This is a genomic window from Roseobacter sp. HKCCD7870, from assembly GCF_037830315.1.
Classification (GTDB): domain Bacteria; phylum Pseudomonadota; class Alphaproteobacteria; order Rhodobacterales; family Rhodobacteraceae; genus M30B80.
The window spans coordinates 1,105,843-1,131,539 of the sequence record NZ_JBBLYO010000001.1; the positions used below are offsets into that span (position 1 = coordinate 1,105,843).

Here is a 25,697-nt window from a genome sequence, read left to right on the forward strand (position 1 = left end):
GCTTTGGCGCTTGGCAGTCCTGACGCGCAGCGTTAAGGAACGGCGCATGAAAAAGGTTCTTATCATCATCGCGGCCCTTTGCCTGTTGGCCAGTGGGGTTTGGTTTGGGCTTGCCGCAGCAAGCAAATCGACCCTCGCAGCATGGTTCGAAGCACGCCAAGCCGATGGGTGGCTTGTCTCACATGATCCGATTGAGGTGAAGGGCTTTCCCCTCAGCCTGAATGCCACAATCCCGAATTTGGAACTGGCTGACCCTGAAACAGGGTGGCTTTGGTCAGGCCCAGCAATCTTGATTAATCAGGCCTTGCTGTCTGCAGGGGACATATCCGTTACATGGCCAAGCGCCCATGTTATTGCCACGCCCGAAGCACGTTTCGATATCGCTTCGGCGCAGTTTCAGTCCAATTTGCAGCTTGAACCAACCCGCAATCTGGCAGTGTCAGGGGCGGCGACCCAGTTGCGCGATCTCACCCTTCAGCGCGCGAATGACGCTGCTTGGCAAGCCAGTTTATACGCGGCCACGATCACATTCACCCGATTGCAGAATGAGGATCAAACCTATGATCTGAATGGCGCAATCGAGGGGTTATCTCTCCCCCAAGGCCTGCGCGCGCGGCTTGATCCTGCGGGGGTCATGCCTACGATTTTCGAGCAATCCAGCCTTGATGCCACTTTGACCTTTGATCGCCCGTGGGATTTGGACGCGCTTGAACAGGCCCGCCCGCAATTTACGGCCATCCAAATTGACGAAGCCTCTGCCATCTGGGGGGATATGGTTTTGCGCGCTTCGGGTGCGGTCACAGTGGATGCACAAGGCATAGCTGAGGGTGATCTGGCGCTTAGGGCGGAAAACTGGCGCGCGATGTTAGATATGGCCTTGCGCGCTCGGGTCATTTCGCAAGACCTGTATCAAATGCTAGATGGCGGGCTTGGGTTTTTTGCGCAGCTCTCGGGCCAGCCCGAAAACCTTGATATCATCTTACGCTTTAGCGGGGGTGCGGTCTTTGCAGGGCCGATCCCCATTGGCCCCGCACCACGTTTGATCCTGCGTTAATCTTTCTTGCGCGCGATCCGGCCAAAATCAGGCGCATCTGTATCCTGCCCCGCCTCAATAATGCCGCGCCGAATGGCGCGGGTGCGGGTGAAATAGGCGTGCAGATGATCCCCATCGCCCCGCCGAATAGCGCGCTGCAAGGCGAATAATTCTTCGGTAAAGCGCCCCAAAATCTCTAGGGTGGCATCTTTGTTGGACAAGAAAACATCCCGCCACATGGTCGGATCAGAGGCTGCAATGCGGGTGAAATCACGGAAACCCGCCGCAGAATATTTGATCACTTCGCTATCCGTCACGCGGCGCAAATCATCAGCGACACCGACCATCGTGTAGGCGATCAAATGCGGTGTGTGGCTGGTGACGGCAAGAACCAGATCGTGATGATCTGCGTCCATTTCCTCAACCTTGGCACCGCACCCTTCCCACAGGGCGCGCAATCGCGCCACCGCATCAGGGTTGCTGTCTGCCTCTGGGGTGAGGAGGACGTAGCGATTATCAAACAACTCGGCAAAGCCCGAGCGGGGGCCAGAATGTTCAGTGCCTGCAAGCGGGTGCGCTGGGATGAAATCCACCCCTTGTGGCAAATGCGGGGCGACCGCATCGATCACCGCGCGCTTCACCGATCCCACATCGGAGATTGTGGCACCTGTGGCCAAATGCGGGGCCATTTCAAGCGCTACGGCCTCCATCGCGCCAACAGGCACGCAAAGAACCACCAAATCCGCACCCGCAACCGCGCTGGCCAGATCATCCGCGATATGATCACATAGCCCGATTTCGCGCGCGACATCCCGCGTCTGGGGCGAGCGGGCATAGCCCACCACCTCGCCAGCAAGACCCGCGCGGCGCATCGCAAGCGACATTGAGCCTGCAATCAGCCCCAGACCGATGAGGGCAACACGGGTGTAAAGCTGGCTCATTCCGCCCCCCTAAAGGCGCGCATTGCCGCCAGAACATGAACATTATCCTCGGGCCGCCCGATGGTGATCCGCAGCCCATGCGGGATTTTATAAGACTTTGGCGCCCGCACGATAATGCCGCGCGATTTGAAAAACGCATCAGCCGCGTCAGCGGTCGCCTCATCCTCGAAACGGGCCAAGATGAAGTTCGCTTCACTGTCCGACACTTTGATCCCCAAATCACGCAAGCCTCGCGTCAGGGTATCGCGCTCGGCATTGTTGATGCGCACCGAATTTTGGGCAAATTCTTGATCTGCAATCGCCGCCTCTGCCCCTGCAAGCGCAAGGGTTGAGAGGTTAAAGGGCTGACGCAAACGCGTTAAAATTTCAATCAACCCTTTCGCGCCATAGCCCCACCCCACCCGCAGGCCCCCAAGCCCATAAAGCTTGGAAAAGGTGCGGGTCATCACAACATTGTCGCGCTCTGTTGCGAGGCTTGCACCGCCATCATACCCATCAACAAACTCTGCATAGGCCGCATCAATCACCAACAAACAATTTGGCGGGATAGCATCGGCCAAACGCGTCAATTCCTCATGGCTGAGAAAAGTGCCTGTTGGGTTTGCAGGGTTAGCAATAAACACCAATCGGGTGCGCGGCGTTATCCCCGCGATCACTGCATCAATATCGACACGAAAATCCGCCTCGGGAACCTCAACGGGTGTAGCGCCAACCATCAGCGCACAGATGCGATACATGGCAAATCCATGCTCGGTGAACAGAACCTCATCCCCCTGCCCCGCAAAAGCGTGGCACAGAAATTGGATCACCTCATCCGAACCAACGCCACAGATAATGCGATCAGGGTCAAGCCCGTGCAGCGCACCTATGGCTTCGCGCAAGGCCGTGTGACCCGTGTCAGGGTAGCGGTGCATATCCGCCGCTGCCGCCTCAATCGCCGCGCGGGCCTTGGGGCTTGGCCCGAACGGATTTTCGTTTGACGAAAGTTTAATCGGGTTTTGATGCCCCTGAAGCGCACTTAATCCGCCCTGATAAAGGGCAATCTGCATGATCCCTGCCTTGGGGTCAGGATATGTGCCGCGCGCGCTCATGGATGCGATCCTTCTTGTCAAATTACCCCCGCCTTCTAACGGGGCTTGCGCGCCAAGGGAAGTTCCCGCGCAAAAATTGCCAGATCAATAGAAACTTTGCGGATCAATATCGACCGAGAGACGCAGCTTGTTGGAATATTTCAATCCGTTCAGCCAGTGCGCAAGCGCCGCTTGAATGGGCGCACCTTTTGGGGCCTTGACCAAAAGGCGCACACGATGCCGCCCCCGCACCCGTGCGACAGGCGCAGGGGCAGGGCCAAAAACCTGCGCCTCAATCTGGCGCAGCGCGCCATCATGGCGGGCCAGATGATTGCCCAGATCAAAACATTCGGCCAAATCGGGGCTTGAGATCACGATCCCCGCAAGCCTGCCATAGGGTGGCATCGCGGCCGCTTCGCGCATCGCGGCCTCGGCACGCCAGAACCCCTCATCATCATTGGCCAGAATGGCGGTGATCACGGGGTGCTCGGGCTGATAGGTCTGCATCATGGCGACCCCTGCTTTTTCAGCGCGCCCTGCGCGGCCTGCAACTTGGCGCATCAGCTGAAAACTGCGCTCAGCCGCGCGCAGGTCAGACCCGTGCAACCCAAGATCAGCATCCACCACCCCCACCAAGGTGAGGTTCGGGAAATTATGCCCCTTGGCCACCAATTGCGTGCCGATGATAATATCGCATCCGCCTTCTGCAATCTCAGCAATCTGCGCTTTCAGCGCGCGGGCGGAGCCAAACAAATCAGATGATAAAATCGCCACGCGCGCCTGTGGAAACAGGGCTTGCGCCTCTTCGGCAATGCGTTCGACCCCAGGCCCTAATGCCGTCAACTTCCCCTCAACGCCACAGGCGGGGCAGGTTTCGGGAATATCTTTCGTCTCGCCGCATTGATGGCACATCAGCCGCTTTTGAAAGCGGTGTTCAACCATGCGGGCATCACAATGATCACAGGCAATTTGTACACCACAAGCACGGCATAGGGTAATCGGCGCAAAGCCACGGCGATTGAGGAACAGCAGGCTTTGCTCACCTGCTGAAATACGCGCCGCCACCTCATGCGCCAAGCTCGGTGAAATCCATTGCCCCGAGGGCACATCCTCAAGGCGCATATCAATCGCGCTCATCTGTGGCAATTCAGACGCGCCAAACCGCGCGGGCAGATCAAAGCGTTCATATTTGCCCGCCTCCGCATTCGCCCATGTCTCAAGCGAAGGGGTCGCCGATGCCAAGATCACCTGCGCGCCTGCAACGGAGCCGCGCAGAACAGCCATATCGCGGGCATTGTAGAACACGCCGTCTTCCTGCTTGTAAGAGGCATCATGTTCTTCATCGACCACGATCAAACCCAAATCTCGGAACGGCAAGAATAGGCTAGAGCGCGCGCCCACCACCAATTGCGCGCCCCCTTCGCCCACCATTTTCCAGACGCGCCGCCGTTCGGCCATGGTAATCCCTGAATGCCATTCGGCAGGGCGCGCACCAAACCGAGCTTCAACCCGGGTCAGGAATTCCGCAGAAAGGGCAATCTCAGGCAAAAGGACAAGCGCCTGTTGGCCTTTCGGCAAAGTCTCGGCAACCGCCTCAAGATAGACTTCGGTTTTGCCTGACCCCGTGACCCCCTTGAGTAAACTGGCCCCAAAGCCGCCTGCCGCAATTTTGTGGCGCAAGCGGCGCGAGATATCGGCCTGATCGGGGCTGAGGTTCTTGCCCTCAAGGTGATGATCCAAAGCGGGGAAAGGCGCATCGCGGGGGGCCTCGACTTGCGCCAATGCGCCTTGTTCGACCAATCCTTTGATGACCGCGCTGCTGACCCCTGCCGCCTGCGCCAATTCGGTTTGCGACAGCGCGGCCCCCCCATATTCGTCAATCACATCCATGACACGGGCCCGCGCATCTGTCATCCGCGCAGGCGTGCTTGCCCCCCGCGTGTATAGTCTGCGCGCTTGAGGCGAAGCCCCCAATGCAGGCGCACGCGTGGCCAAACGCAGCATCGCCGACAAGGGCGTAAAGGTGTATTGCGCCGCACGCTCTAGAAATTGGCGCATTTCAGGGCGCATTGGCGCCACATCCACCACATTCGCGATTTTACGAATTTTTGCAGGGTCATAGCCCCCCTGCCCCCGGCCCCAAACCACGCCAATCACGCGGCGCGGCCCAAGCGGCACTTCGACAAAGGCACCAATCCCACAGCCCCCCTCTGGCGCGCGATAATCCAGCACGCGATCCAGCGGTTCAGCCGTCAGCACACCAACAAGCGCCCCTTCAGTGAAATAATCAGCTTCCATCGCGTTGGCGTTCATTCTCTTTTGCATTCAAGGTCAAGCGGGATATATGCAAAGAACCACGCAAGCGCCGCGATGAAAAGCACCAAAACCAAGACCCTACCGCCCCATAATTTGCAGAAGCGAAAAAACAGGGCAGAAATCGGAAAAGCTTTGGTGTAAGGTGACGGCGTAGCGAGTAAACAACACGGCACCAGACCGTGGCACAAATGAGATGCCCCCCAAAAGGCGGGGCGCGCAGAATGAGGCAAGGACAGTGACACAGAAAGCAGAAATGCTCGGCGATTGGCGTGAGCGCGTTCTCAAAGACCCCGAACTAATCCTAGAGGATCGCGACCTAATGCGCGTTCTGATCGCGGCTAATGATCGGCTGATGGGCGGTAATGTGGTCGATATGCGCGGCATTGCAATGGAGCGATTGGAAAGCCGCCTTGAACGCCTAGAGGACACGCATCGCTCTGTGATCGCGGCGGCCTATGAAAATCTGACGGGCACTAATCAAATTCACCGCGCCGTTTTGCGTGTGTTAGAGGCCGAGAATTTCGAAGATTTTTTGAAAATTACAGCCGCAGACCTACCTGAAATCCTGCGCGTTGATCGCGCGAAACTGGTTCTCGAAAGTCATGAGGCCGAAGAACGTGACCCCGATGACCTGAGCGGTCTTGATGAGGTTCTCTCCATCGTGCCGGCAGGTTTTGTTGATGCCTATCTCACAGGCGGGCGCGATGTGCCCTCGCGTCAAGTTACATTGCGCGGCGCAAGCCCCCATGCCGAACAGGTTTTTGGCACGGCCGCAGAATGGATCAAATCCGAAGGTCTTGTGCGTCTGGATATGGGGCCAGATCGGCTGCCTGGGATGTTGGCTTTTGCTGCAGAAGACCCGCATCAATTCCGCCCCAGCCAAGGGACTGACCTCTTGGCGTTTTTTGCAGGCGTCTATGAGCGCGTGATGCATACCTATTTGGGCTGAACCCATGATGATTGCCCCCGCCACCCGCGATCTTTTCGAGCGATGGATCACCCATTTGCGCGGGGTGGAGGGGCGTGCGGAGGCCACTATCGAGGCCTATGGGCGGGATCTGCGTGATTTTCTTGAATTTCACGCCCGGCATGACCCAGATAACCGCGGCCCAAACGCCCTGCAATCTGTCAGCTTGCGCGATATGCGGGCCTATATGGCCGCGATGCGCGCGCGCGGTGTATCAGCCCGATCTTTGGCGCGCGCCTTGTCATCGGTGCGCAGTTTTTACAATTGGTGGTCAGACCACAATGGCTTTGATGCAAGCGTGGTGCTCTCTATGCGCGCGCCCCGCTATCAACGCAGCCTGCCGCGCCCTTTGAGCGAAGGGGACGCACGCCACCTGCTTGACCAAGTGGCCAGCGAAGATCACCGCCCATGGGTGCAGGCCCGAGATTTGGCGATTGTCACGCTGCTTTATGGGTGCGGTTTGCGCCGTGGTGAGGCTTTGGCCCTCACCGGGGCGTCCCTCCCCTTAGGCGATGTCTTACGGGTGCGCGGCAAGGGCAATAAGGAACGCGAACTGCCCGTTTTGCCCGCTGCACGCAACGCATTGGCGCGCTATGCCGACCTGTGCCCTTATGAATTGACCGCCGATGCGCCGCTTTTTCGCGGCATTCGCGGCGGCGCGCTAAACCCGCGCATCATTGCACTGATTGTCGAGAAAGCACGGATGCAGCTTGGCCTGCCCCCAAGCGCGACACCGCACGCGCTGCGACACAGCTTTGCGACCCATCTGCTAAATGCAGGGGGCGATTTGCGCGCCATTCAAGAATTGCTTGGCCATGCAAGCCTATCGACAACCCAAGCCTATACTGCGATTGACACGAAAAGATTGGTTGAGATTTACGAAACCGCCCATCCCAAAGCGCGCGCGGTTTAACTGTCCTCGCGGCTGCGGATGATTTTCGCAAAAGCCTCAAAAATCGGCTCAGCAGCGGCAATCAGGTGGCCATCCACCATCATATCCTGCTCTTCGCGGATCGGCTCAACAAAGCCGCCCGCTTCGCGCACGATCAACAGACCTGCGGCAAAATCCCATGGCTTCAGGTGGTAATCCCAAAAGCCCTCATACCGCCCCGCCGCCACATAGGCGAGATCAAGCGAGCCTGCACCCAAGCGGCGAACCCCCGCGCAAACAGGCAAAAGCTGACCCATATCGCGCAAGACAGCGGGCAGATATTTCTGCGTGCCGAAAGGAACGCCCATTGCAAAGATTGATTCAATCAAATGATTGCGGGCAGAGACGCGCAAGCGTTGGCTGTCATTAAGCCAAGCACCCGCACCTTTTTCGGCAAAAAACAATTCATCGCGGCTTGGATCATATACCACCGCAGAGACGACCTCGCCCTTATGCTCAAGCGCGATGGACACGGCCCAATGGGGCAGGCCATGCAAATAGTTTGTCGTGCCATCAAGCGGGTCAACAATCCAACGGCGTGTTGGGTCAGTGCCTGCAATCTCGCCACCTTCTTCGCCCAAGAAACCATAATTGGGGCGTGCGCCCATCAATTCCTCGCGCAGAATTTCCTCCGCGGCCCGATCCGCACGGCTTACGAAATCGCCCGGCCCCTTTGAAGAAACTTGAAGGTTCTCAACCTCACGGAAATCTTTCAACAAGCTGCGCCCCGCTTTACGGGCAGCTTTGATCATGACGTTGAGATTTGCAGAACCTTGCATCGCGGTATTCCTTTCGGGGGGCGTTTCGCCCAAGCAACAGGCGCGCCATATAGCCCGCGCGGGGCCAAGTGCCAAGGGTGCAGGGGCGCGATTTCTTCAAAATCTGCGCGCGCCCTAACCACGGCGCTGTAATTTTGGTGGCTCAGTGCGCGCAAGGCGCAGCACATTGGCCATAAAGGGCTTGGCCGTGTCTTCGGCACGCGTAGCGCCATAGAGACGTTTGGTCACCCCGCTTTGTGTCAGGCGTTTCGAAACAATAGAGGCGTTTTGCAACGCCTGCCCCCGAACAACCCAATCGGGCAAAACTGCCACCCCGCGCAGAGAGGCCACCAAAAGCACGATCACGGCAGATAGCTCGACCCGCCGAATTGCTTTTGGCTCGATCCCTGCGGGCATCAAAACTTCGGTAAATACATCCAACCGCGCGCGATCTACGGGGTATGTGATCAAGGTTTCTTGCGCGAAATCCTCGGCGCTGATGAAATCCTTTTGCGCAAGCGGATGATCCTTAGAGCAGATAAAAACGGGCTCGTAATCGAAGAGCGGGGTAAAATCGACCCCATCCAAATCTTCTGGATCAGAGGAGACAACCAAATCCACCTCCTCGCGCAGAAGGGCAGGCAGGGCCTCGAATTGCAAACCGGGGCGAATATCGACATCAACCTCAGGCCATGCGGTGCGGAAGGCCTCAAGCACGGGCAAAAGCCAGTCAAAACAGGCGTGACATTCGATCGCGATGTGCAACCGCCCCGCTTTGCCAGACCGAAGGCCTGAAAACTCATCTTCCAAGGCCTCGATGCGTGGCAAAACCTCTTCAGCCAAACGCAACAGCCTCATCCCCGCCGCAGAAAGCCGCATGGGTTTGGAGCGGCGCACAAATAGTTCCAACCCCGCTTGATCCTCCAGCCCCTTGATCTGATGGCTCAAGGCACTTTGCGTGATGTGCAACTGATCCGCCGCTTTGGCGAGGCCACCGCATTCATGGATCGCTTTGATCGTGCGCAGGTGACGGAACTCGATATGCATATCAACCTCATGTTGATGATGAATTTTATGAATTTGCTTCACTGAACATCTCTATGCGACAAGATCTCAAGCAATTCAAGGATTTCAGAATCATCATGTCCACACCGCGCATTTCATTCGAATTCTTCCCACCTCAGTCGATTGAGGCCTCCTTCCGCCTGTGGGACACATTGGGCAAGTTGGCTCCGCTCTCGCCCGAGTTTGTCTCCGTGACCTATGGCGCAGGCGGCACAACGCGGGACTTGACCCATGATGCCGTGAAAACAATTCACGCTAATTATGGCGTTGCGGTTGCGGCGCATCTGACTTGCGTGAACGCGACCCGCGAAGAAACTTTGGCTATTGCGGACAGCTATGCTGAGGCGGGCGTGACCGAGATCGTGGCATTGCGCGGCGACCCACCGAAAGGTGCGGGCAAATTCACCCCCCATCCTGAGGGATTTGCAAGTTCGGTCGAATTGGTTGAGGCCTTGGCCAAAACGGGCAAATTCCACCTACGTGTGGGCGCTTATCCTGACCCGCATCCAGAGGCAGAAAACCTCGATGCCTGTGTCGAGTTCCTGAAGCGCAAGGTTGATGCAGGTGCGAATTCCGCAATCACACAGTTTTTCTTTGAAGCTGATACGTTTTTCCGCTTCCGCGATGCTTGTGCGGATGCGGGGATCACTGCACCGATTATTCCTGGAATTTTGCCCGTCAACAATTGGACGCGCGTGCGCCGATTTGCATCGGCCTGCGGCGCGCATATCCCCGCTTGGGTGGATGAGGCCTATGAAAAGGCCATCCGGGATGACCGCGAAACGCTGCTGTCGACCGCCCTGTGCACCGAACTTTGCACCGATTTGATCGAAGGCGGCGTTGAGGATTTGCATTTTTACACCCTCAACACGCCTGAATTGACGCGCGATATTTGCGCTGCCCTTGGCGTGACACCGAAACAAGCCTTGGCACAAGTTGCATAAAGCATAAAAACGGCGCCCTCAGATGGGCGCCGCTTTTTCTCTGGCCTGTTGGCAGAAAACACTTTATGCCACAGCCCATGACAACAAAACCGCATCCTATCGCGCAAAAGCGCCGCCGACGCTAAGGCCTTGGCCCTCCCCACCGCTTCTGGTGTGGGATTTGGTGCATTTTTTGTCCCGCTGCCCTTGCGCAGCAGCTTTTTCCTCTGTTCAATCCCGACTTTCACAAAACCGCTGATGACGCGGTCAACCACAAGGATTTCCGAGCGATGACTTCCTCGATTCTTCCAACCTATAACCGCACCCCGCTTTCCTTCGTGAAAGGTGAAGGCGCTTGGCTGGTCGAGGCAGATGGTCGCCGATTTTTGGACATGACAGCGGGCATTGCGGTCAACGCGCTCGGTCATGCCCATCCCAAACTTGTGCAGGCGCTCAATGATCAAGCACAAAAACTGTGGCACGTCTCCAATCTCTACACGATCCCTGAACAGGAGCGCCTTGGTGTTCTATTGACCGAACATACATTCGCAGATCGGGTCTTTTTCACCAATTCAGGCACCGAGAGCGCCGAGTTGGCGATCAAGATGGCGCGCAAATATCATGCTGAAAAAGGCGCGGCGCATCGTGTCGAGATTGTCGCCTTTGAGGGCGCGTTTCACGGCCGTTCAACAGGTGCAATTGCGGCGGCAGGGTCTGAGAAGATGATCAAGGGCTTTGGCCCGTTAATGCCAAATTTCACGCATTTGAAATGGGGCGATCACGCCGCGCTTGAAGGGGCCATCACAGATCAAACCTGCGCCGTCATCATTGAGCCAATCCAAGGCGAAGGCGGAATTCGTCCGGTGCCTGAGCAATGCCTAAAAGGTCTGCGTGATCTGTGCGACAAGACAGGCACGGTGCTGATCTTTGATGAGGTGCAATGTGGCATGGGCCGCACGGGGCGGCTGTTCGCCCATGAATGGGCAGGCGTAACCCCTGACATCATGATGGTCGCCAAGGGCATTGGCGGCGGCTTTCCACTGGGTGCAGTTCTGGCCACCGAAGACGCGGGCAGCGGCATGGTTGCAGGCAGCCACGGGTCAACCTATGGCGGCAATCCTTTGGCCTGTGCGGTTGGCACCGCCGTTATGGAGGCCATGCTAGAAGATGGATTTTTTGATCATGTCTCGCGGGTCAGCGGTGTGTTGCGTCAGGGCTTGGAGGGTTTGATCGCACAATTCCCCAACCATCTAGAGGAGGTGCGCGGCAAGGGTCTGATGCTCGGTCTGAAGTGCAAAATCAGCAACCTTGACCTTGTGCGCGCCGCGCAAACGCAATTGATGCTCAGCGTGCCTGCCGCGGATAATGTGGTGCGCCTGCTGCCCCCCCTCACCTTGACCGAAAACGAAGCGCAAGAGGCTGTGTCTCGCCTGTCACATGCGCTGGAAACCCTTGACGCAGGCGCGTGATCGCTGCCGCGAATGAAAGAAAAAACAATGAACCATTTTCTCGATATCCATAAAACAACGCCAAGCGATTTACGGGCCATGATTGATCAGGCGGCTGCGATGAAACAAGCACGGGCAGGCCGGCCCAAAGGGGCAGCCGATGACGCGCAGCCGCTTGCGGGGCATATGGTGGCGCTGATCTTTGAAAAACCCTCGACCCGCACCCGCGTCTCTTTCGATGTGGGCGTGCGCCAGATGGGCGGTCAATCTATGGTGCTTTCTGGCAGCGAAATGCAGCTTGGCCATGGCGAAACCATTGCAGATACGGCGCGGGTGTTGTCTCGCTATGTTGATCTGATCATGATCCGCACCTTCGAGGAAGATGTGCTGTTGGAATTGGCAGAGAATGCCACCGTGCCTGTCATCAACGGGCTGACCAATCGCACCCACCCCTGCCAGATCATGGCCGATATCCTGACCTATGAGGAACATCGCGGGCCGATTGCAGGTAAAAAAGTGGTCTGGTCGGGAGACGGGAACAATGTCTGCGCCTCAATGATCCATGCCGCAGGGCAGTTTGGGTTTGACCTGACCTTCACTGGCCCCGAAACCCTTGATCCTGAGCGCGTCTTCATCGAAGAAGCCCGCGCCAAAGGCTCGAAAATCGAAATTGCGCGCGATCCTGCGCGTGCTGTGGAAGGTGCGGATTTGGTGGTGACAGATACTTGGGTGTCGATGCATGACAGCCAAACCACCAAGGAACGCCGCCACAATCAATTGCGCCCCTATCAGATCAATGCCGCGATGATGGCACAGGCCAAGGAAGATGCGTTATTCATGCATTGCCTGCCCGCGCATCGAGGCGAAGAGGTCACCAATGAGGTGATGGATGGCCCACAATCCGTGATCTTTGACGAGGCCGAAAACCGCCTGCACGCCCAAAAAGCCGTGATGCGGTGGTGTCTTGGTCTTTAACTTTTGAGGCGATAGCCTGAACGAAACATCGCCCAAGCCACAAAGGCAATGGCAACCGTGGCGCCACCTGCAACAGCGAGCCCCAAAACGGGGCTGCTGTCCGACACACCCAAGACTGAATAGCGCAAACCATCAATCAGGTAGAAAACTGGGTTAACGTGGCTCACCACATAAAGCCAATTGGGCAGGCCCTCGATCGAATAGAATGTGCCTGAAAGAAAGCTCAGCGGGGTCACAATGAAATTTGTGATCGCGGCAATCTGGTCGAATTTCTGCGCGATGATCCCCGCGACAACGCCCACAAGCCCCAAAAACCCCGCGCCAAGGATCACAAAGACAAGCGCCCAAAGGGGATGCGCAACCCCAAGCCCGATGAAGGGAAAAATCACCGCCATCGTGCAAAGTGCCACTAAAATCCCGCGCGCGATGCCGCCCGCCATATACCCCACAACCAATTCAAGCGGGCTCAAGGGCGGCATCAATGTGTCAACGATATTGCCCTGCACCTTTGAAATGACGAGGGAGGAAGACGTGTTGGCAAAGGCGTTCTGGATGACTGTCATCATCAATATCCCTGGCGCAATGAAATGCACAAACGGCACCCCCATCACATCCCCGCGCTTTGCACCAATGGCGAGTGAGAAAATCGCAATGAATAACGCGGCCGTGACCAATGGCGCGAGAATTGTTTGGCTCCATACCGTGGCAAAGCGCATCACCTCGCGCCAGATCAAGGTATAAAGACCCAACCAATTCATCCGTCCAAATCGGCGCGCGCCCATTTCTGCTGACATTGCTTGCTCTCCGCCCTGTATCAACGCCCCAACAGGTAGAGCAGCCCCTGCCGCATCTCAACCCCCCATGCTTTGACAAGGTCAGCTCCCGCCTTGACCTTTCGCCACCGCTTCGCCTCTTGTGTTGGCGAGTGGGACAGTTAGAATAGGGCTTCACTTTCGGGTGTAAAACGCCCATATCCCTATCTTTATGACTGGCGCGATTGCGCTGTGTAAGGATGGGCCGCAAGGGCCACAAAGCCATATCTGATGCAGGAGGGACGTGATGTCCTGGACCGATGAGCGCGTAGAGCTACTCAAGAAAATGTGGGCCGAAGGGCAATCCGCAAGCCAAATCGCTAAAGAGTTGGGCGGGGTGACGCGCAATGCCGTCATCGGCAAAGTGCATCGCTTGGGTTTGTCGAACCGCTCGACCACCACCCCTGCAAGCACGGCCAAAGCCCCCAAAGAGACGAAGGCCCCTGCCGAGCCAAACGCCGCAACGGCGCGCGCCAATGCAAAGCGCGACACAGCCGCAGAGACGAAACCAAGCCCCAAGCCGCGCCCCGCAGCAGAAGCCAAGCCCGCGACAGAAGCCCCTGGCGCAGCCCCTGTGCCACGCGCGAATAATGTCACGCCTTTGCGCAAGCCGATTGTCCCCGCAGGTCAACCATTGCCGCCGCAGCCTTCGGCTAATGAAATCAGCCCCGAGGCCTTGGCGAAGGTGAAAGAAGTGGAAAACCACGCCAAGCGGATCAGCCTGATGGAATTGACCGAGCGCACCTGCAAATGGCCCATTGGCGACCCCGCCACAGAGAATTTTTATTTCTGCGGCCTGCCTGTGCAACAGGGGAAACCCTATTGCGAAGCCCATGTTGGTGTTGCCTTCCAACCCATGAGCACCAGACGCGACCGCCGCCGTTAAAGCGCGGCTGCGATCTCATCCACGATTTTGGCTATCTCTGCGGGGCCAAGGCTGTCTTTTGTGATGCGCATCATCTGCGACCCTTCTGCCTCTGTGCTGCGCAAGCGCGCATAGGCAGGGTCATAATGATGCTTGATCAACTCAAGCGCCAAATCGGGCCACTCCCCTTGGCGGAGCATATCTTGCCATTGATCAAGCCGTTCGTTGCTTTGCAGCCCGCGCAAATGCTCAAGTCGCGCGGCAAATTCCGCCTGATCTGCGGTTAAATCTGCATAGGCTTTGGCCAGATAGGTGGCGCGGGCAGCAGGGCGGATATCTAGCATGATACGCGGGCTGTCGCGCATCGCGACCCACAGCATGGGCGGTATGCGCAACATGCCAATACGCGCGGATTCTGCCTCAACCAAAACAGGGCGGGACGGGTCAAAGCGACCCAGTTTTGCGGCAATCGCAGATTCATAGGCTTTTTGGCTCGGCTGCGCCCCTGCCATTTGACCCAAGCTCGAACCGCGATGGCGCGCCATGCCTTCAAGATCCAGAACCTGCACCCCGCGCGCATCAAGGCGGTTCAAGATTTCCGTCTTGGCGCTGCCCGTATTGCCATCAAGGCGAATGATCCGCAGCCCCAAAGGCTGTTCGTAAAGCCGTGCCACGACCAATCTGCGATAGGCGCGATAGCCCCCCTCAACCACTTCTGCCCGCCATCCGATTTGGCGTAATATGGTTGCGAAAGAATTGGATCTCTGCCCCCCGCGCCAACAGTAAACCAAGGGCCGCCATGCGCCGTCATGATGGGACAGTTGGGTTTCAATGTGATGCGCCGCGTTCCGCGCAACTAAGGCCGCCCCGATCTTGCGCGCGGCAAAGGGGCTGTTTTGTTTGTAAACCGTGCCAACCCGCGCGCGCTCCTCATCGGAAAGCACGGGGCAACTGATGGCATTGGGCATATGATCTTCTGCAAATTCAGACGGGCTGCGCACATCCAAAATCGCGTCAAATTCGGAAAGGGCCGTAAAATTCAGACCATCAAGGGCAATCATAGCGCGGCATCCGCAGGGATCAGGATGGCCCGAAAATCATTCACGTTGGTATGGGTTGGGCCAGTGGTGACAACACCATCTGCCATCTCAAAAAACTGGAATGCATCATGGGCAGCAAGAAAGGCGCGTTTGTCGAGATCTGCGCCTTGGCGGGCCACGCGCGGCGACCAGATCGCGCCCGCATTGGTGCTTGCCCCATCTATCCCATCCGTATCACAGGCCAAAGCATAAACCCCTTCGGGGGCATAGGTGGCAAAAGACAAAAGAAACTCGGAATTGCGGCCACCTCGCCCGGGCTTGGTCTGCCCAATGGTGACAGTGGTTTCCCCGCCCGACAAGAGCAACACAGGCGCCGAAAATGGTGCGCCGTGACGCAAGATGGATTGCGTGATCCCTGCCATGGCTTGGCCCAAATCGCGCGCTTCCCCCTCCAAAGCGTCACCCAAGATCACCACGCTCAGATCAGGCCAAAGCGCCTTCGCACGGGCCTGCGCGGCGCGTAACGCCGCCATGGGCGTTGCGATCATATGGGTCTGTGCGGCCCCGAATACAGGGTGATCCGCGGACGGCGTGCCCTGCCCTGACGCAAGGTGCGCCGATACGCTTGGCGGCAGATCAAGGGCGTAGCGCCCCACGATGGCGCGCGCCTCATCTATGGTTGATGGGTCAGGGACAGTCGGCCCTGATGCAATAATCGCGGGGTCATCGCCTGGCACATCCGAGATCAAGAGGGTCACCACCTGCGCGGGATGGGCCGCCACAGCCAGATGGCCGCCTTTGATCACAGAGAGGTGCTTTCGCAAAATATTCATTTGCGAAATGGACGCGCCCGAGCGCAAAAGCGCGCGATGCACCGCTTGCTTATCAGCGAGACTAACCTCTTGGGCAGGGGCGGCCAAAAGCGCCGATCCCCCACCAGAGATGAGAAACAGCGCAAGATCATCCGCGCCTAGGCCTTGCGCCAGTTCAAGCAGACGCACCGCCGTGGCTTCACTGGCCGCGTCAGGCACGGGGTGGGCGGTTTCCACCACCTCGATCCCCTTCAAAGGCAGGCTTGCGCCATGGGGCACGGCAATAAGCCCCTCGCATGGCCCCCATGCGGCCTCAACCGCCTGCGCCATACGCGCTGTGGCCTTACCCGCCCCCATAACCACCACGCGACCCTTTGGGCGTTGAGGCAAATAGGGGGCAAGGATTGCGCGCGGATCAACGGCGGCAATCGCCGCGTCAAAGATATCCCGCAAAAACCCCTCAAGATCTGTGGGGGCCGCCGACTGTTTCATGCTTTAGATATCCATATCATGCAATTTGCGGAAGCGTTGGATCAGGCTAGACGTATCCCAACGTCCGCCCCCCAAAGCCTGTACATCGCCGTAATATTGATCCACCATGGCAGTCACAGGCAGTGAAATGCCCAATTCCTTGGCCTGCCCCAAGGCAATGGCGAGGTCCTTGCGCATCCAATCCACTGCAAACCCATGATTGAACTTATTGTCCACCATTGTCTCGGCGCGGTTGGCCAATTGCCATGACCCGCCCGCCCCTTGCGACACAAGGGCTGCCACTTTTTTCGCATCAAGACCTGCCTGCATCGCGAAGAACAGCCCTTCAGAAACAGCTTGAATAGCGCCTGCGATGCAGACTTGATTGATCATTTTGGTGATTTGGCCATTGCCCAATTCCCCGAAATGGACTGTCGCCTTGGAATAGGCGGCAACGATGCTCTCTGCACGGGCGAAATCGGCATCCGCGCCACCGCACATGATGGCAAGCTGTCCATTTTCTGCGCCTGCCTGCCCCCCTGAGACGGGGGCATCAACCCAACCCACGCCAGATGCGGCGGCGGTTGCGCCAAGCTCACGCGTGACAATCGCGGAAACTGTCGTGTGATCCACGTAAAGCGCGCCCTTGGCCATACCCGCCAAAGCGCCATCATCCCCTAGCACAACGGCGCGCAAATCATCGTCATTGCCCACGCAAGACAAAACCACATCTGCGCCCTCGGCGGCAGTGCGCGGGGTGGTGGCGAAGCCGCCCCCATACTCTGCCGCCCATTTCTCTGCCTTGGCGGTGGTGCGGTTATAGACTGTCACCTCGTGACCCGCTTTTTGCAGATGGCCCGCCATCGGATAGCCCATCACGCCCAAGCCCAAAAATGCAAGTTTTGCCATTGCTGTCTCTCTCCCTGCCGAAGTTTTTCAGATTTCTGCTATCCTAGCCCGCAGCGCGGCACGAGCAAGGCTTAGATCAGCCAGATCAAAGTGATCGCAGGAAAGGCCACCAATAAGGCCACGCGCAACAGATCACTGGTGACAAAATAAAGAACCGCCCGATAGGTGGCCGAGACAGGCGTGTCGCGATCCATTGCGGAAATCACAAAGAGGTTCATCCCAACAGGTGGCGTAATCAAACCTGTTTCCACCACAATCAGCACGAGGACGCCGAACCAAATAGCCACCAATTCGGCCTCCATCCGCGCGACACGCGCCTCGGTCAAAGTGATCCCCAATGCCCGCGCCGTATCTTGCGCAAGGGGGAGGCCTGCCTCAAAGGCGGCCCGCGCCTCGGCCAATTGATCCGCTGCAAAGCCAGAGAGATCACCGCGCAGAACCTCGGCCACAGCCTCGAGCTGTAGCGAGGTGAAATCCAACAACCCAAAATCAAGGGATAAGATGACGGGGAAAAAAATCGGTATCGTGAGAAGGATCATCGACAAGCTGTCCATGACACAGCCGAACAGCAGGTAAAGGCACAGGATCAGCAAAAGGATCACATAGGGGTTCCATCCCAGCCCCCCAACCCATTCGGCCAAGCCTTGCGGCACTTGGGTGAGGGCAAGAAATCCATTAAAATAGGCAGCGCCTAGAATGATAAAAAATATCATCGCGGTCGAACTGGCCGTTTGCAGCAGGCTTTGCGCGAGGGTTTCGCGGGTCAACCCGCCCTGCGCCCAAGCCACACCACCTGCCCCAAGCGCACCGATTGCAGCGCCCTCCGTGGGGGTGAAGATGCCCCCATAAATACCGCCCACCACCACCAAAAACACCGCCAACACAGGCCAAGTTGCGCGCAAAGCCCGCGCGCGCATCGCCCAAGGGGCACGCGGGCTCAGCCTGCCTTCCTGAGGGTGGCGGCGCATATAAATCGCAATGGCCGCCATATACCCAAGGACCGCCAAAACCCCAGGGATGAGCGCGGCGGCAAAAAGCTTAGCAATATTTTGTTCCGTAAGGATCGCATAGATCACCAAAACGATGGAGGGGGGGATCAAAATGCCCAAGGTGCCCCCTGCCGCCAATGTGGCGGTGGCAATCCCCCCCGAATAGCCCTTGGCGAGCAGTTCGGGCAAGGCGACCCGCCCCATCGTGGCCGCTGTGGCCAGAGAGGAGCCACAAATGGCCCCGAAGCCCGCACAGGCCCCAATCGCAGCCATCGCCACCCCGCCCCGCCGATGCCCTAAGAAAGAGGCCGCCGCATCAAAAAGCGCACGGCTCATTCCACCCAAAGTGGCGAAATGGCCCATCAATAGAAACATCGGGATGATGGAGAGCGCATAATTTGAGAATGTCGTGTAGCTTTCACTGCGCAGCCGCCCTAAGGCCAAACTGGCGTCCCCCTGGACGGCGCAAAGGCCCAAAAAGCCAACCCCAAACATCGCCAACCCAATCGGAATGCGCAGAAAAATCAGCGCAAGCAAGGTCGGAAAAGACAGGATGCCGATCCAAAGATCACTCATCTTGCGACCCTTGCCCAAATTGGCGCATCGCCACATAGAGTGCGACTATGGCCGCCACCCAAGCCGCCCCGACAGCCGCCGCTTGCGGCATCCATACGGGAATGGCGAGGATGAACGAGGTCTGACCTGATTGATATTTTGACCATGTTCCCACCGACAACATAGCCGCCATGAGCGCAAATGCCGTGGCAAATCCGCATGCGCTCAAATGATCACTTCCCGTCTTTACGCTGCGGGGCAGATAGGGGGTCAAGAGGTCAACCCGTGCATGCGCGCGCTGCAAAGACGCAAGGGGCATGAAGGCGAAAATCACAAACCCTAGGGCCGCTTCGACCAATTCAAAATCACCACGAATAGCCCCAATGCCCAGATCAATCAGCGCTTGTGCGAAAGGCAGGCTATCGCGCAGGCCATGAGTAAGGTCGCTGGAGGCGCGCCCTAAAACGGACAGGCCCACCATCACAATCACAGCGCATAAAACAATGCCCCCCGCGAGGGCCATTCCAATCGCCACGCGATGAAAGAACCTGTCCAACATGGGGCGCATATCCCCTTCCACTTGGGCTTAGGGGTTTGCGGCCTCATATTCGGCCATCAAGGCGCGCGCCTCGTCAATAAGGGCCGCGCCATCACGCCCCTGCGCCGCCATATCGGCCACCCATGCCTCGTATACGGGCGCGGCAAGATCGCGCCATTGAGCTGCATCCGCCTCTGGGATCGTGATGATCTCATTTCCCAAATCCACGGCGATATCGCGTGCAGGCGCATCGGCGGCTTGCTGTGTGCGTCCTGCAAAAACCGAGAACTCTAGCCCTGAATTTGCGTCAATGATCGCCTTCAGATCATCGGGCAGCCCCGCATAAACATCCTTATTCATCGCCATAACGAAGGTCAGGTTGTAGACAGCAGGCCCTTCGAATTCGGTATGATAAGAGATCAACTCAGCCACGCGCACAGAGGATGTAACCTCCCACGGGAAGGTCGCACCATCAATCACGCCGCGCGAAAGAGCCTCGGGAACAGCGGGGGCAGGCATACCAACAGGTTCGGCCCCCAATTGCTCTAGCAATTGGTTCACAAGTCGCGAGCCACCACGGATTTTCATCCCCTCAAGGTCACTGGGCACCGAAATGGACGCATTGGCATGGAACACGCCCGGGCCGTGAACCCAAGTCCCCAAAATATGGTAATCTGCAAATTCACCTTGCGCCATGTGCCGCTCGAACATCGTCCAATAGGCGTATGAGGCAGCTGCCGCATCTTCGACCATGAAGGGCAGCTCAAAAACCTCAGTGGTGGGGAAGCGGCCAGGCGTATAGCCCACCACAGTCCAAACAATATCCGCCACACCATCGCGGAGTTGGTCAATCAATTCAGGCGGCGTGCCACCAAGCTGCATCGATGGATAGCGTTCAATCTCAATTCGACCGCCAGAGGCCGCTTCGACCGTATCGGCCCAGACATCCAAAATCTGCGCAGGCACAACGGATTGGGCGGGCAAAAACTGGTGAAGACGTAACGTCACCTCTTGCGCATGAGACATAAAGGGGAGCGCGGCAAAGCCAACGGCCGCCGCTATCAAGCTGCGCCGTGCCAGCCCAGTGAGTTTATTCGAAAGTCCTGAAAAAGAGGTCATCACCAACCATCCCCCAAAATGATAGCCCAAAGTTCATATCCGCAAGATAGGCGCGGCCAATTGCGTTTGCTATCACGCTGATAAAGCCTGCCATGGGGCATGTGAAACACCTATTTCACCAATCTGCGCCCTCAATGCTGCGACACTGCGCCTGCCAAAGGCGACTTGCGGCGCTGTTCAGGGCGCGTTTTGGCTTAGGCTTGCTCTTTCATCAAGCGAGTGCGAAGCGCAAAGTAGTTCTCGACCTCTGCCTTCAGGCTGTTGGACAAGGTCAGGGTTTTGCGACTTTTCTTGGCGCCAAATTGCACCTCCAAGGCGCCATTCGAAATTTGCGCGCGCAGGAAATTGGACAGCGTCAATCGGGTCACACTGCCCGTTTTGCACATGTCAATATAGTCGTTGATGCCATAGGTTTCATCGCCATCTAGGACATAGATATTGCACAGCAATTCCCAATGCGCTGGCGAACGCATGAAACCTTTCAAAACTGGAAATCGGCTTGTTTCGGCCAATAGATTAAGATCGACCAGCGCCATCTGCTTTGACATCAAACTTCCCTCACCAACTAACATACGAAACCAAAACGCCACTCCAAACTACTAAATGGGCAGCGCTACTAAAGACGAGCCTATAAAATTACTACCTATCATAAAAGATCAAAATGATAATTTTTTTAATTTGCCTAATTTCCGCTTTTAACCATCAAAACGAAAACGGCGTATGGGGCGACTTTCTCAACCCCCAAACCGTTTGAGTGCCGCGCGGATCACTTGGCGTCTTTCTCGGCCTGACGCTTTTGCCAAGCAGCTTTCTTTTCGAGATATTCTTCTTCGGTCAGATTATGCCAACCCACACATTTACCCGTTGGCGAACGTCCGCATCCACAATCACTCATTATTTTTTCCTCGGCTTTGATCTGTGTAAGGGGGGAGATAGAGAGAGAATGCCTGCTGGAAACCCCCAATCTCAAAAGAAATGCACAGCACCCAAAACAGTGGTCGCCAAAACGATATATCGACCAAATTTGGCGATGCTGACAACCAATACAAACCGCCAAAGAGGCTCGCGCATCACCCCTGCGGCAAGCGTAATCGGATCACCGATAATTGGCACCCATGAGGCCAAAAGGCTAATCCAACCCCAACGCTGATAGCGGTCTTGCGCGCGGGCCAAATTCGCGCGGGATATCGGAAACCAGCGTTTATCGGCTTGTGTCTCAGCCACGCGCCCTAAGCCCCAATTAACACAAGAGCCCAAAACATTGCCAATCCCAGCGACCAAGACCAACATCCAGACGGGATAGGTCTGGCCAAGGATTAGCCCAACCAAGACCGCCTCAGATTGCGCGGGGATTAGGCTTGCCGCAAGGAAAGCCGCCCCAAAAAGAAGCCAAAGACCCCCCATCATACAGCTTGGTGCACCTCGATCACATTGCCCTCGGGATCATAGAAAAAGACCTGATGCCATTCTTTCGCAAAGGCAGTGCCGTAATCGGAATAAGGAATGTTATGTTGGTCAAGCAGCGCCATAAAGGCTGCAATGTCATCTGTGCGAAAGGCAATATGCCCGCGTTCGACAGGGTTGATCACCTCGCCATTGCGAAAGGCGACAGACAAATCCTTTGTGGCAAGATGCATTTGCATCTGCCCATCCGTGGCAAAACGAATTTTACCATCATACCCGCTTTGCGAAGTTGCCTCAGGGCGCGGGAAAGATTGGATTGGAATGTCGTCCAGCCCCAAAACACCCGTGTAGAACGCGTGCAACCGATCCACATCTTCGGAGACGAAATTGATATGGTGAAATTCTAGCTTCATGCTGCGGGCCTTTGTTGTCGAAGGTATGTGCCCCGACTATAGGCGCAAAGACCCTGCTAATGCCAAGGGCTTAATCCGCCGCCACATAGGCGTGCAAAGCAGCGCGCAACCCTTGTGACCAAATCAAAGTCAACCAATCGCAAAATGCTGTCGCAAAGCGCGGATCATCGGCCAGATCACCATAGATCCGCGACATAGAAAGCCATACCATTGGATCAGATTTTGCGACAAGCGCCGTCTGATGCAAATCAGACCAATTAGGGTCATTCGCTTCAATCACTGTTCCATCTTCGCGGGTGGCGGCACACATGCGCGCCCATGCGGCCTCGACCAAAGCGAGCCCTGAAATTGAGCTGCCATTTTCCAAACCATCGCGCAACGAAGGCAGCACAAAACCTGGATGACGGGACGAGCCATCAAACGCCACGCGGCGCGTTGTGTCGACAATCATCTCATTGCCAAAGCGCCGTTCAATCAGCGTCACATAATCGGCTGGGGTCATATCTGGCACGGGCTGCACATGGGGCGCGATTTCCTCGCGCACTACTTTTGCAAAAAAGGGCGCAACATCCGCATCCCCCATCGCAGCAGAGATTGTGGCAAGTGACAGAACCTCACCTGCATTGGCCAACACCTGATGTCCGCCGTTTAGAATGCGAATTTTCATCGCCTCGAACGCGTGAACGTGATCCGAGAAGGTCGCGCCGGCCAAATCCCAATCGGGGCGGCCCGCACAAAAATCATCTTCGATCACCCATTGGCGAAAGGCCTCGTGGGTTACGGGCACTTGATCATGCAGTCCAAACTCCTCGACCAAGGCCAATTCATTCGGCCCTGTCGCAGGGACGATGCAATCCACCATCGAATTGGGAAAGCTGCAGGCGGTGTTGATCCAATCGGCCAAATCAGCATCCATCAGACGCGCAAGCGACACAATCGTCTGACGCAGAACCGCACCATTGCCCTGTAGGTTATCGCAAGATTGCAGCGTAATTGGCCCTTGCCCCTTGGCACGGCGCAGCCGCAAGGCTGCAACAATCGCGCCAAAGGCCGTGCGCGGCTGGTCAGGATGGGCCACATCATGCATAATATCAGGATGGGCCGCATCAAACCCGAGCGTAACAGGGTCGATATAATAGCCACCTTCGGTCACAGTCAGGGCGACAATCCGAATATCCGCCTCAGCCATGCGCGCGATCAGCGGGCCATTACCCTCAACCACAGGGATGTAATCGATCATCGACCCGACCACTTCGGCAGAGACACCTTCGGGATCAAGTTTGATCAATGTCGTCAGACAATCCTGTGCCAGCATTTTTTGACGCTGCACGTCATCGTAAGGGCGCACGCCTGCACCGATAATCGCCCAATCATGCGCCAGACCCTGCTCCATCAGGCGATGCAAATACCACGATTGGTGCGCGCGATGGAAATTCCCAAGACCAATATGAACAATTCCCGCCGAAAGCGCGCTTCGATCATAACTGGGCCGCGCAATCTTTGAAGGCAGGCTTGAAAGGTTATCTTGGCTAAGGGCAATCATCGGCACGTCTCGCATCAGCTCATCCAATTCCCACCATCGACATTATATGTCTGGGCCACGATGTAATCGGCATCCGCGCTTGCCAGGAACACGGCCATGCCAGTTAAATCTTCAGCTTTCCCCATGCGCCCGAAAGGCACGGCTTCGCCGACTTCGCGCTTTTTCTGGCCAAGAGGCTTGCCCTCATATTTTGCAAAAAACGCATCCACCCCGTCCCAATGCTCGCCATCCACCACACCGGGCGCGATCGCATTCACATTGATCCCATGGGAAATGAGGTTCAGCCCTGCGGATTGGGTCAGACTGATCACAGCCGCCTTAGAGGCACAGTAGACCCCCACCAAGGCCTCACCGCGCCGCCCTGCTTGGCTGGCCATATTGATAATCTTGCCCCCCTGCCCGCGGGCAATCATTTTCTTGGCGACAGCCTGCATGGTAAACAGAACGCCCGCCACGTTGATCGCAAAGACCTTGTCAAAATCGGCGCGCGTGATTTCGACAATGGGGGCAGCGGTGAAAAGCGCCGCATTGTTGATCAAGATATCAATCCCACCAAGGCTGGCTTCAACTTGATCCACGGCTGCTTCGATACTGGCTTGGTCTGTCACATCCATTTCAACCGCGCACGCCTTGGGGCCAAGCACCGCTGCCGCCTCTCGGGCGCGGGTGATGTTAATGTCGCCAATCGCAACCTCTGCGCCTTCTGCAATGTAGCGCTGCGCAAACGCGTATCCGATGCCGCGCGCAGCCCCCGTGACCAGCGCCTTTTTCCCAAGAAGCCGTGTCATGACTGGCGGAGCCCCTTTGCATCAAAGCGGTGGATGTGATCGGGGTTTGGCGTCAAATGCACAGTCGCGCCGTAATCCACGTCAATCTCACCCGAGACCCGCACGGTGATCGGTTCGGCATGGCCCTCGATTTGAACGTGCAAAAACGTGTCAGACCCCAAATGTTCAGACACACCAACCTGTCCTGACCATGTGCCTTTGCTTGTGGAAATTTCCAAATGCTCGGGGCGGATGCCAATCGTATGGGCGCCATAAGGTGTAGCCAGATCACCGCCTAACAGGTTCATCTTGGGTGATCCGATAAAGCCTGCGACAAAGGTGTTGCAAGGGCGCTGATACAGCTCCAACGGGCTGCCCACCTGTTCGATAACGCCTGCACGCAAGACCACGATCTTATCGGCCATGGTCATCGCTTCGACCTGATCATGGGTCACATAGATCATCGTGGTCTTCAGGCGCTTGTGCAATTCACTGATCTCAAGGCGCATCCCAACCCGCAACGCCGCATCTAGGTTTGACAAAGGCTCGTCAAATAAGAATGCGGCAGGCTCGCGCACGATGGCACGGCCAATGGCCACGCGCTGGCGCTGACCACCCGATAATTGCCCTGGCTTACGGTCGAGATAGTCCGTTAGATTCAAAACCTCTGCCGCTTGCGCAACACGGGCGTCTTGTTCCGATTTGCTCAGCCCCGCCATACGCAGCGGAAACGCGATATTCTTGCGCACCGACATATGCGGATAAAGCGCGTAAGACTGGAACACCATCGCCAGGCCGCGCTTGGCTGGGGCAATGTCAGTTGCATTCACCCCGTCAATCATCACCGCGCCATCGCTGACATCCTCAAGCCCTGCGATCAAACGCAGAAGCGTGGATTTCCCGCAGCCTGATGGGCCGACAAAGACAACAAACTCGCCATCATTAATGTCCAAATCCAGCGGCGGAATAACTTCGACATCCCCGAATTTCTTGGACACTTTGTTTAATGTGATCTGTCCCATTTCCGCTCCGC

26 protein-coding genes are annotated in these 25,697 nt (G+C 56.9%); 7 read left to right on the top strand and 19 right to left on the bottom strand.

Annotated features, from left to right (window positions below; all coding sequences use genetic code 11):
• The first annotated feature begins 46 nt into the window (after positions 1-46).
• Positions 47-1,054 (top strand): DUF2125 domain-containing protein, encoded by a 1,008-nt coding sequence (locus tag AAC637_RS05570; protein WP_340302667.1) that lies wholly within the window; start codon positions 47-49, stop codon positions 1,052-1,054.
• Here AAC637_RS05570 and AAC637_RS05575 read toward each other — a convergent pair.
• The 3 genes from AAC637_RS05575 to AAC637_RS05585 form a co-directional block, all read right to left on the bottom strand.
• Positions 1,051-1,974: a prephenate/arogenate dehydrogenase family protein gene (locus tag AAC637_RS05575; protein WP_340302668.1), complete on the bottom strand. Its 924-nt coding sequence runs from the start codon at positions 1,972-1,974 to the stop codon at positions 1,051-1,053. The two genes, AAC637_RS05570 and AAC637_RS05575, sit on opposite strands and share 4 nt — an antisense overlap.
• Positions 1,971-3,065, bottom strand: a complete 1,095-nt coding sequence (gene hisC / locus AAC637_RS05580; RefSeq protein ID WP_340302669.1) for a histidinol-phosphate transaminase — start codon at positions 3,063-3,065, stop codon at positions 1,971-1,973. The genes AAC637_RS05575 and hisC overlap by 4 nt, the downstream gene beginning before the upstream one ends.
• Before the next feature lie 84 nt (positions 3,066-3,149).
• Complete coding sequence (locus tag AAC637_RS05585; RefSeq protein ID WP_445322710.1) at positions 3,150-5,357, bottom strand: primosomal protein N'; 2,208 nt, start codon at positions 5,355-5,357, stop codon at positions 3,150-3,152.
• A 238-nt stretch (positions 5,358-5,595) separates the two neighbouring features.
• On the opposite strand from AAC637_RS05585, the gene AAC637_RS05590 reads away from it, so the two are divergent.
• A complete protein-coding gene (locus tag AAC637_RS05590) occupies positions 5,596-6,309 on the top strand; it encodes a DUF484 family protein (RefSeq protein ID WP_445322711.1) in 714 nt (237 codons plus the stop codon).
• Positions 6,310-6,316: 7 nt separating this feature from the next.
• On the top strand, positions 6,317-7,240 hold the full coding sequence (locus AAC637_RS05595) for a tyrosine recombinase XerC (protein ID WP_340303154.1): 924 nt from the start codon (positions 6,317-6,319) through the stop codon (positions 7,238-7,240).
• Here AAC637_RS05595 and AAC637_RS05600 read toward each other — a convergent pair.
• Entirely contained in the window at positions 7,237-8,037 is an 801-nt protein-coding gene (locus tag AAC637_RS05600; RefSeq protein WP_340302670.1) for an inositol monophosphatase family protein, read from the bottom strand. The genes AAC637_RS05595 and AAC637_RS05600 overlap by 4 nt on opposite strands.
• 114 nt (positions 8,038-8,151) lie before the next feature.
• Positions 8,152-9,063, bottom strand: coding sequence for a LysR family transcriptional regulator (locus AAC637_RS05605; RefSeq protein WP_340302671.1), 912 nt, complete (start codon positions 9,061-9,063; stop codon positions 8,152-8,154).
• Between the two features lie 95 nt (positions 9,064-9,158).
• Here AAC637_RS05605 and metF point away from each other — a divergent pair, with 95 nt between their 5' ends.
• From metF to argF, 3 genes are all read left to right on the top strand, one after another.
• Positions 9,159-10,025 carry a methylenetetrahydrofolate reductase [NAD(P)H] gene (gene metF / locus AAC637_RS05610; protein ID WP_340243426.1) on the top strand — a complete coding sequence of 289 codons (867 nt, stop codon included), beginning with the start codon at positions 9,159-9,161 and terminating at the stop codon, positions 10,023-10,025.
• A 269-nt stretch (positions 10,026-10,294) separates the two neighbouring features.
• Positions 10,295-11,473, top strand: a complete 1,179-nt coding sequence (locus AAC637_RS05615; RefSeq protein ID WP_340302672.1) for an aspartate aminotransferase family protein — start codon at positions 10,295-10,297, stop codon at positions 11,471-11,473.
• 27 nt (positions 11,474-11,500) lie between these two features.
• Positions 11,501-12,427 carry an ornithine carbamoyltransferase gene (gene argF / locus AAC637_RS05620; RefSeq protein WP_340303155.1) on the top strand — a complete coding sequence of 309 codons (927 nt, stop codon included), beginning with the start codon at positions 11,501-11,503 and terminating at the stop codon, positions 12,425-12,427.
• Here the strand turns inward: argF and AAC637_RS05625 are convergent.
• A complete protein-coding gene (locus AAC637_RS05625; protein ID WP_317656315.1) occupies positions 12,424-13,221 on the bottom strand; it encodes an ABC transporter permease in 798 nt (265 codons plus the stop codon). The genes argF and AAC637_RS05625 overlap by 4 nt on opposite strands.
• A gap of 265 nt (positions 13,222-13,486) precedes the next feature.
• Here AAC637_RS05625 and AAC637_RS05630 point away from each other — a divergent pair, with 265 nt between their 5' ends.
• The gene (locus tag AAC637_RS05630) at positions 13,487-14,125 is read left to right on the top strand and encodes a GcrA family cell cycle regulator (protein WP_340302673.1); all 639 of its coding nucleotides are present in this window, start codon (positions 13,487-13,489) and stop codon (positions 14,123-14,125) included.
• Here the strand turns inward: AAC637_RS05630 and mnmH are convergent.
• The 13 genes from mnmH to AAC637_RS05695 all read right to left on the bottom strand — a co-directional run bounded on the left by mnmH (position 14,122) and on the right by AAC637_RS05695 (position 25,686).
• Entirely contained in the window at positions 14,122-15,165 is a 1,044-nt protein-coding gene (mnmH, locus tag AAC637_RS05635) for a tRNA 2-selenouridine(34) synthase MnmH (protein ID WP_340302674.1), read from the bottom strand. The two genes, AAC637_RS05630 and mnmH, sit on opposite strands and share 4 nt — an antisense overlap.
• Positions 15,162-16,448 carry a glycerate kinase type-2 family protein gene (locus AAC637_RS05640; RefSeq protein WP_340302675.1) on the bottom strand — a complete coding sequence of 429 codons (1,287 nt, stop codon included), beginning with the start codon at positions 16,446-16,448 and terminating at the stop codon, positions 15,162-15,164. Before AAC637_RS05640 ends, mnmH begins: the two co-directional genes overlap by 4 nt.
• A 3-nt stretch (positions 16,449-16,451) precedes the next feature.
• On the bottom strand, positions 16,452-17,336 hold the full coding sequence (locus tag AAC637_RS05645; RefSeq protein ID WP_340302676.1) for an NAD(P)-dependent oxidoreductase: 885 nt from the start codon (positions 17,334-17,336) through the stop codon (positions 16,452-16,454).
• Between the two features lie 71 nt (positions 17,337-17,407).
• Positions 17,408-18,901: a TRAP transporter large permease gene (locus tag AAC637_RS05650; RefSeq protein ID WP_340302677.1), complete on the bottom strand. Its 1,494-nt coding sequence runs from the start codon at positions 18,899-18,901 to the stop codon at positions 17,408-17,410.
• Positions 18,894-19,439 carry a TRAP transporter small permease gene (locus AAC637_RS05655; RefSeq protein WP_340302678.1) on the bottom strand — a complete coding sequence of 182 codons (546 nt, stop codon included), beginning with the start codon at positions 19,437-19,439 and terminating at the stop codon, positions 18,894-18,896. The genes AAC637_RS05650 and AAC637_RS05655 overlap by 8 nt, the downstream gene beginning before the upstream one ends.
• Positions 19,440-19,466: 27 nt before the next feature.
• Entirely contained in the window at positions 19,467-20,537 is a 1,071-nt protein-coding gene (locus tag AAC637_RS05660) for a TRAP transporter substrate-binding protein (protein ID WP_445322712.1), read from the bottom strand.
• 194 nt (positions 20,538-20,731) lie between these two features.
• Positions 20,732-21,085: a hypothetical protein gene (locus tag AAC637_RS05665; protein WP_340243444.1), complete on the bottom strand. Its 354-nt coding sequence runs from the start codon at positions 21,083-21,085 to the stop codon at positions 20,732-20,734.
• 218 nt (positions 21,086-21,303) lie between these two features.
• Positions 21,304-21,432: a hypothetical protein gene (locus tag AAC637_RS05670; RefSeq protein WP_340302679.1), complete on the bottom strand. Its 129-nt coding sequence runs from the start codon at positions 21,430-21,432 to the stop codon at positions 21,304-21,306.
• Between the two features lie 71 nt (positions 21,433-21,503).
• Positions 21,504-21,944, bottom strand: a complete 441-nt coding sequence (locus AAC637_RS05675; protein ID WP_340302680.1) for a YqaA family protein — start codon at positions 21,942-21,944, stop codon at positions 21,504-21,506.
• The gene (locus AAC637_RS05680; RefSeq protein ID WP_340302681.1) at positions 21,941-22,354 is read right to left on the bottom strand and encodes a VOC family protein; all 414 of its coding nucleotides are present in this window, start codon (positions 22,352-22,354) and stop codon (positions 21,941-21,943) included. The genes AAC637_RS05675 and AAC637_RS05680 overlap by 4 nt, the downstream gene beginning before the upstream one ends.
• Positions 22,355-22,424: 70 nt before the next feature.
• Positions 22,425-23,912: a mannitol dehydrogenase family protein gene (locus tag AAC637_RS05685; protein ID WP_340302682.1), complete on the bottom strand. Its 1,488-nt coding sequence runs from the start codon at positions 23,910-23,912 to the stop codon at positions 22,425-22,427.
• Positions 23,912-24,685 (bottom strand): L-iditol 2-dehydrogenase, encoded by a 774-nt coding sequence (locus AAC637_RS05690; protein ID WP_340302683.1) that lies wholly within the window; start codon positions 24,683-24,685, stop codon positions 23,912-23,914. The genes AAC637_RS05685 and AAC637_RS05690 overlap by 1 nt, the downstream gene beginning before the upstream one ends.
• Positions 24,682-25,686 carry an ABC transporter ATP-binding protein gene (locus AAC637_RS05695; protein WP_340302684.1) on the bottom strand — a complete coding sequence of 335 codons (1,005 nt, stop codon included), beginning with the start codon at positions 25,684-25,686 and terminating at the stop codon, positions 24,682-24,684. Before AAC637_RS05695 ends, AAC637_RS05690 begins: the two co-directional genes overlap by 4 nt.
• Positions 25,687-25,697: the final 11 nt, after the last annotated feature.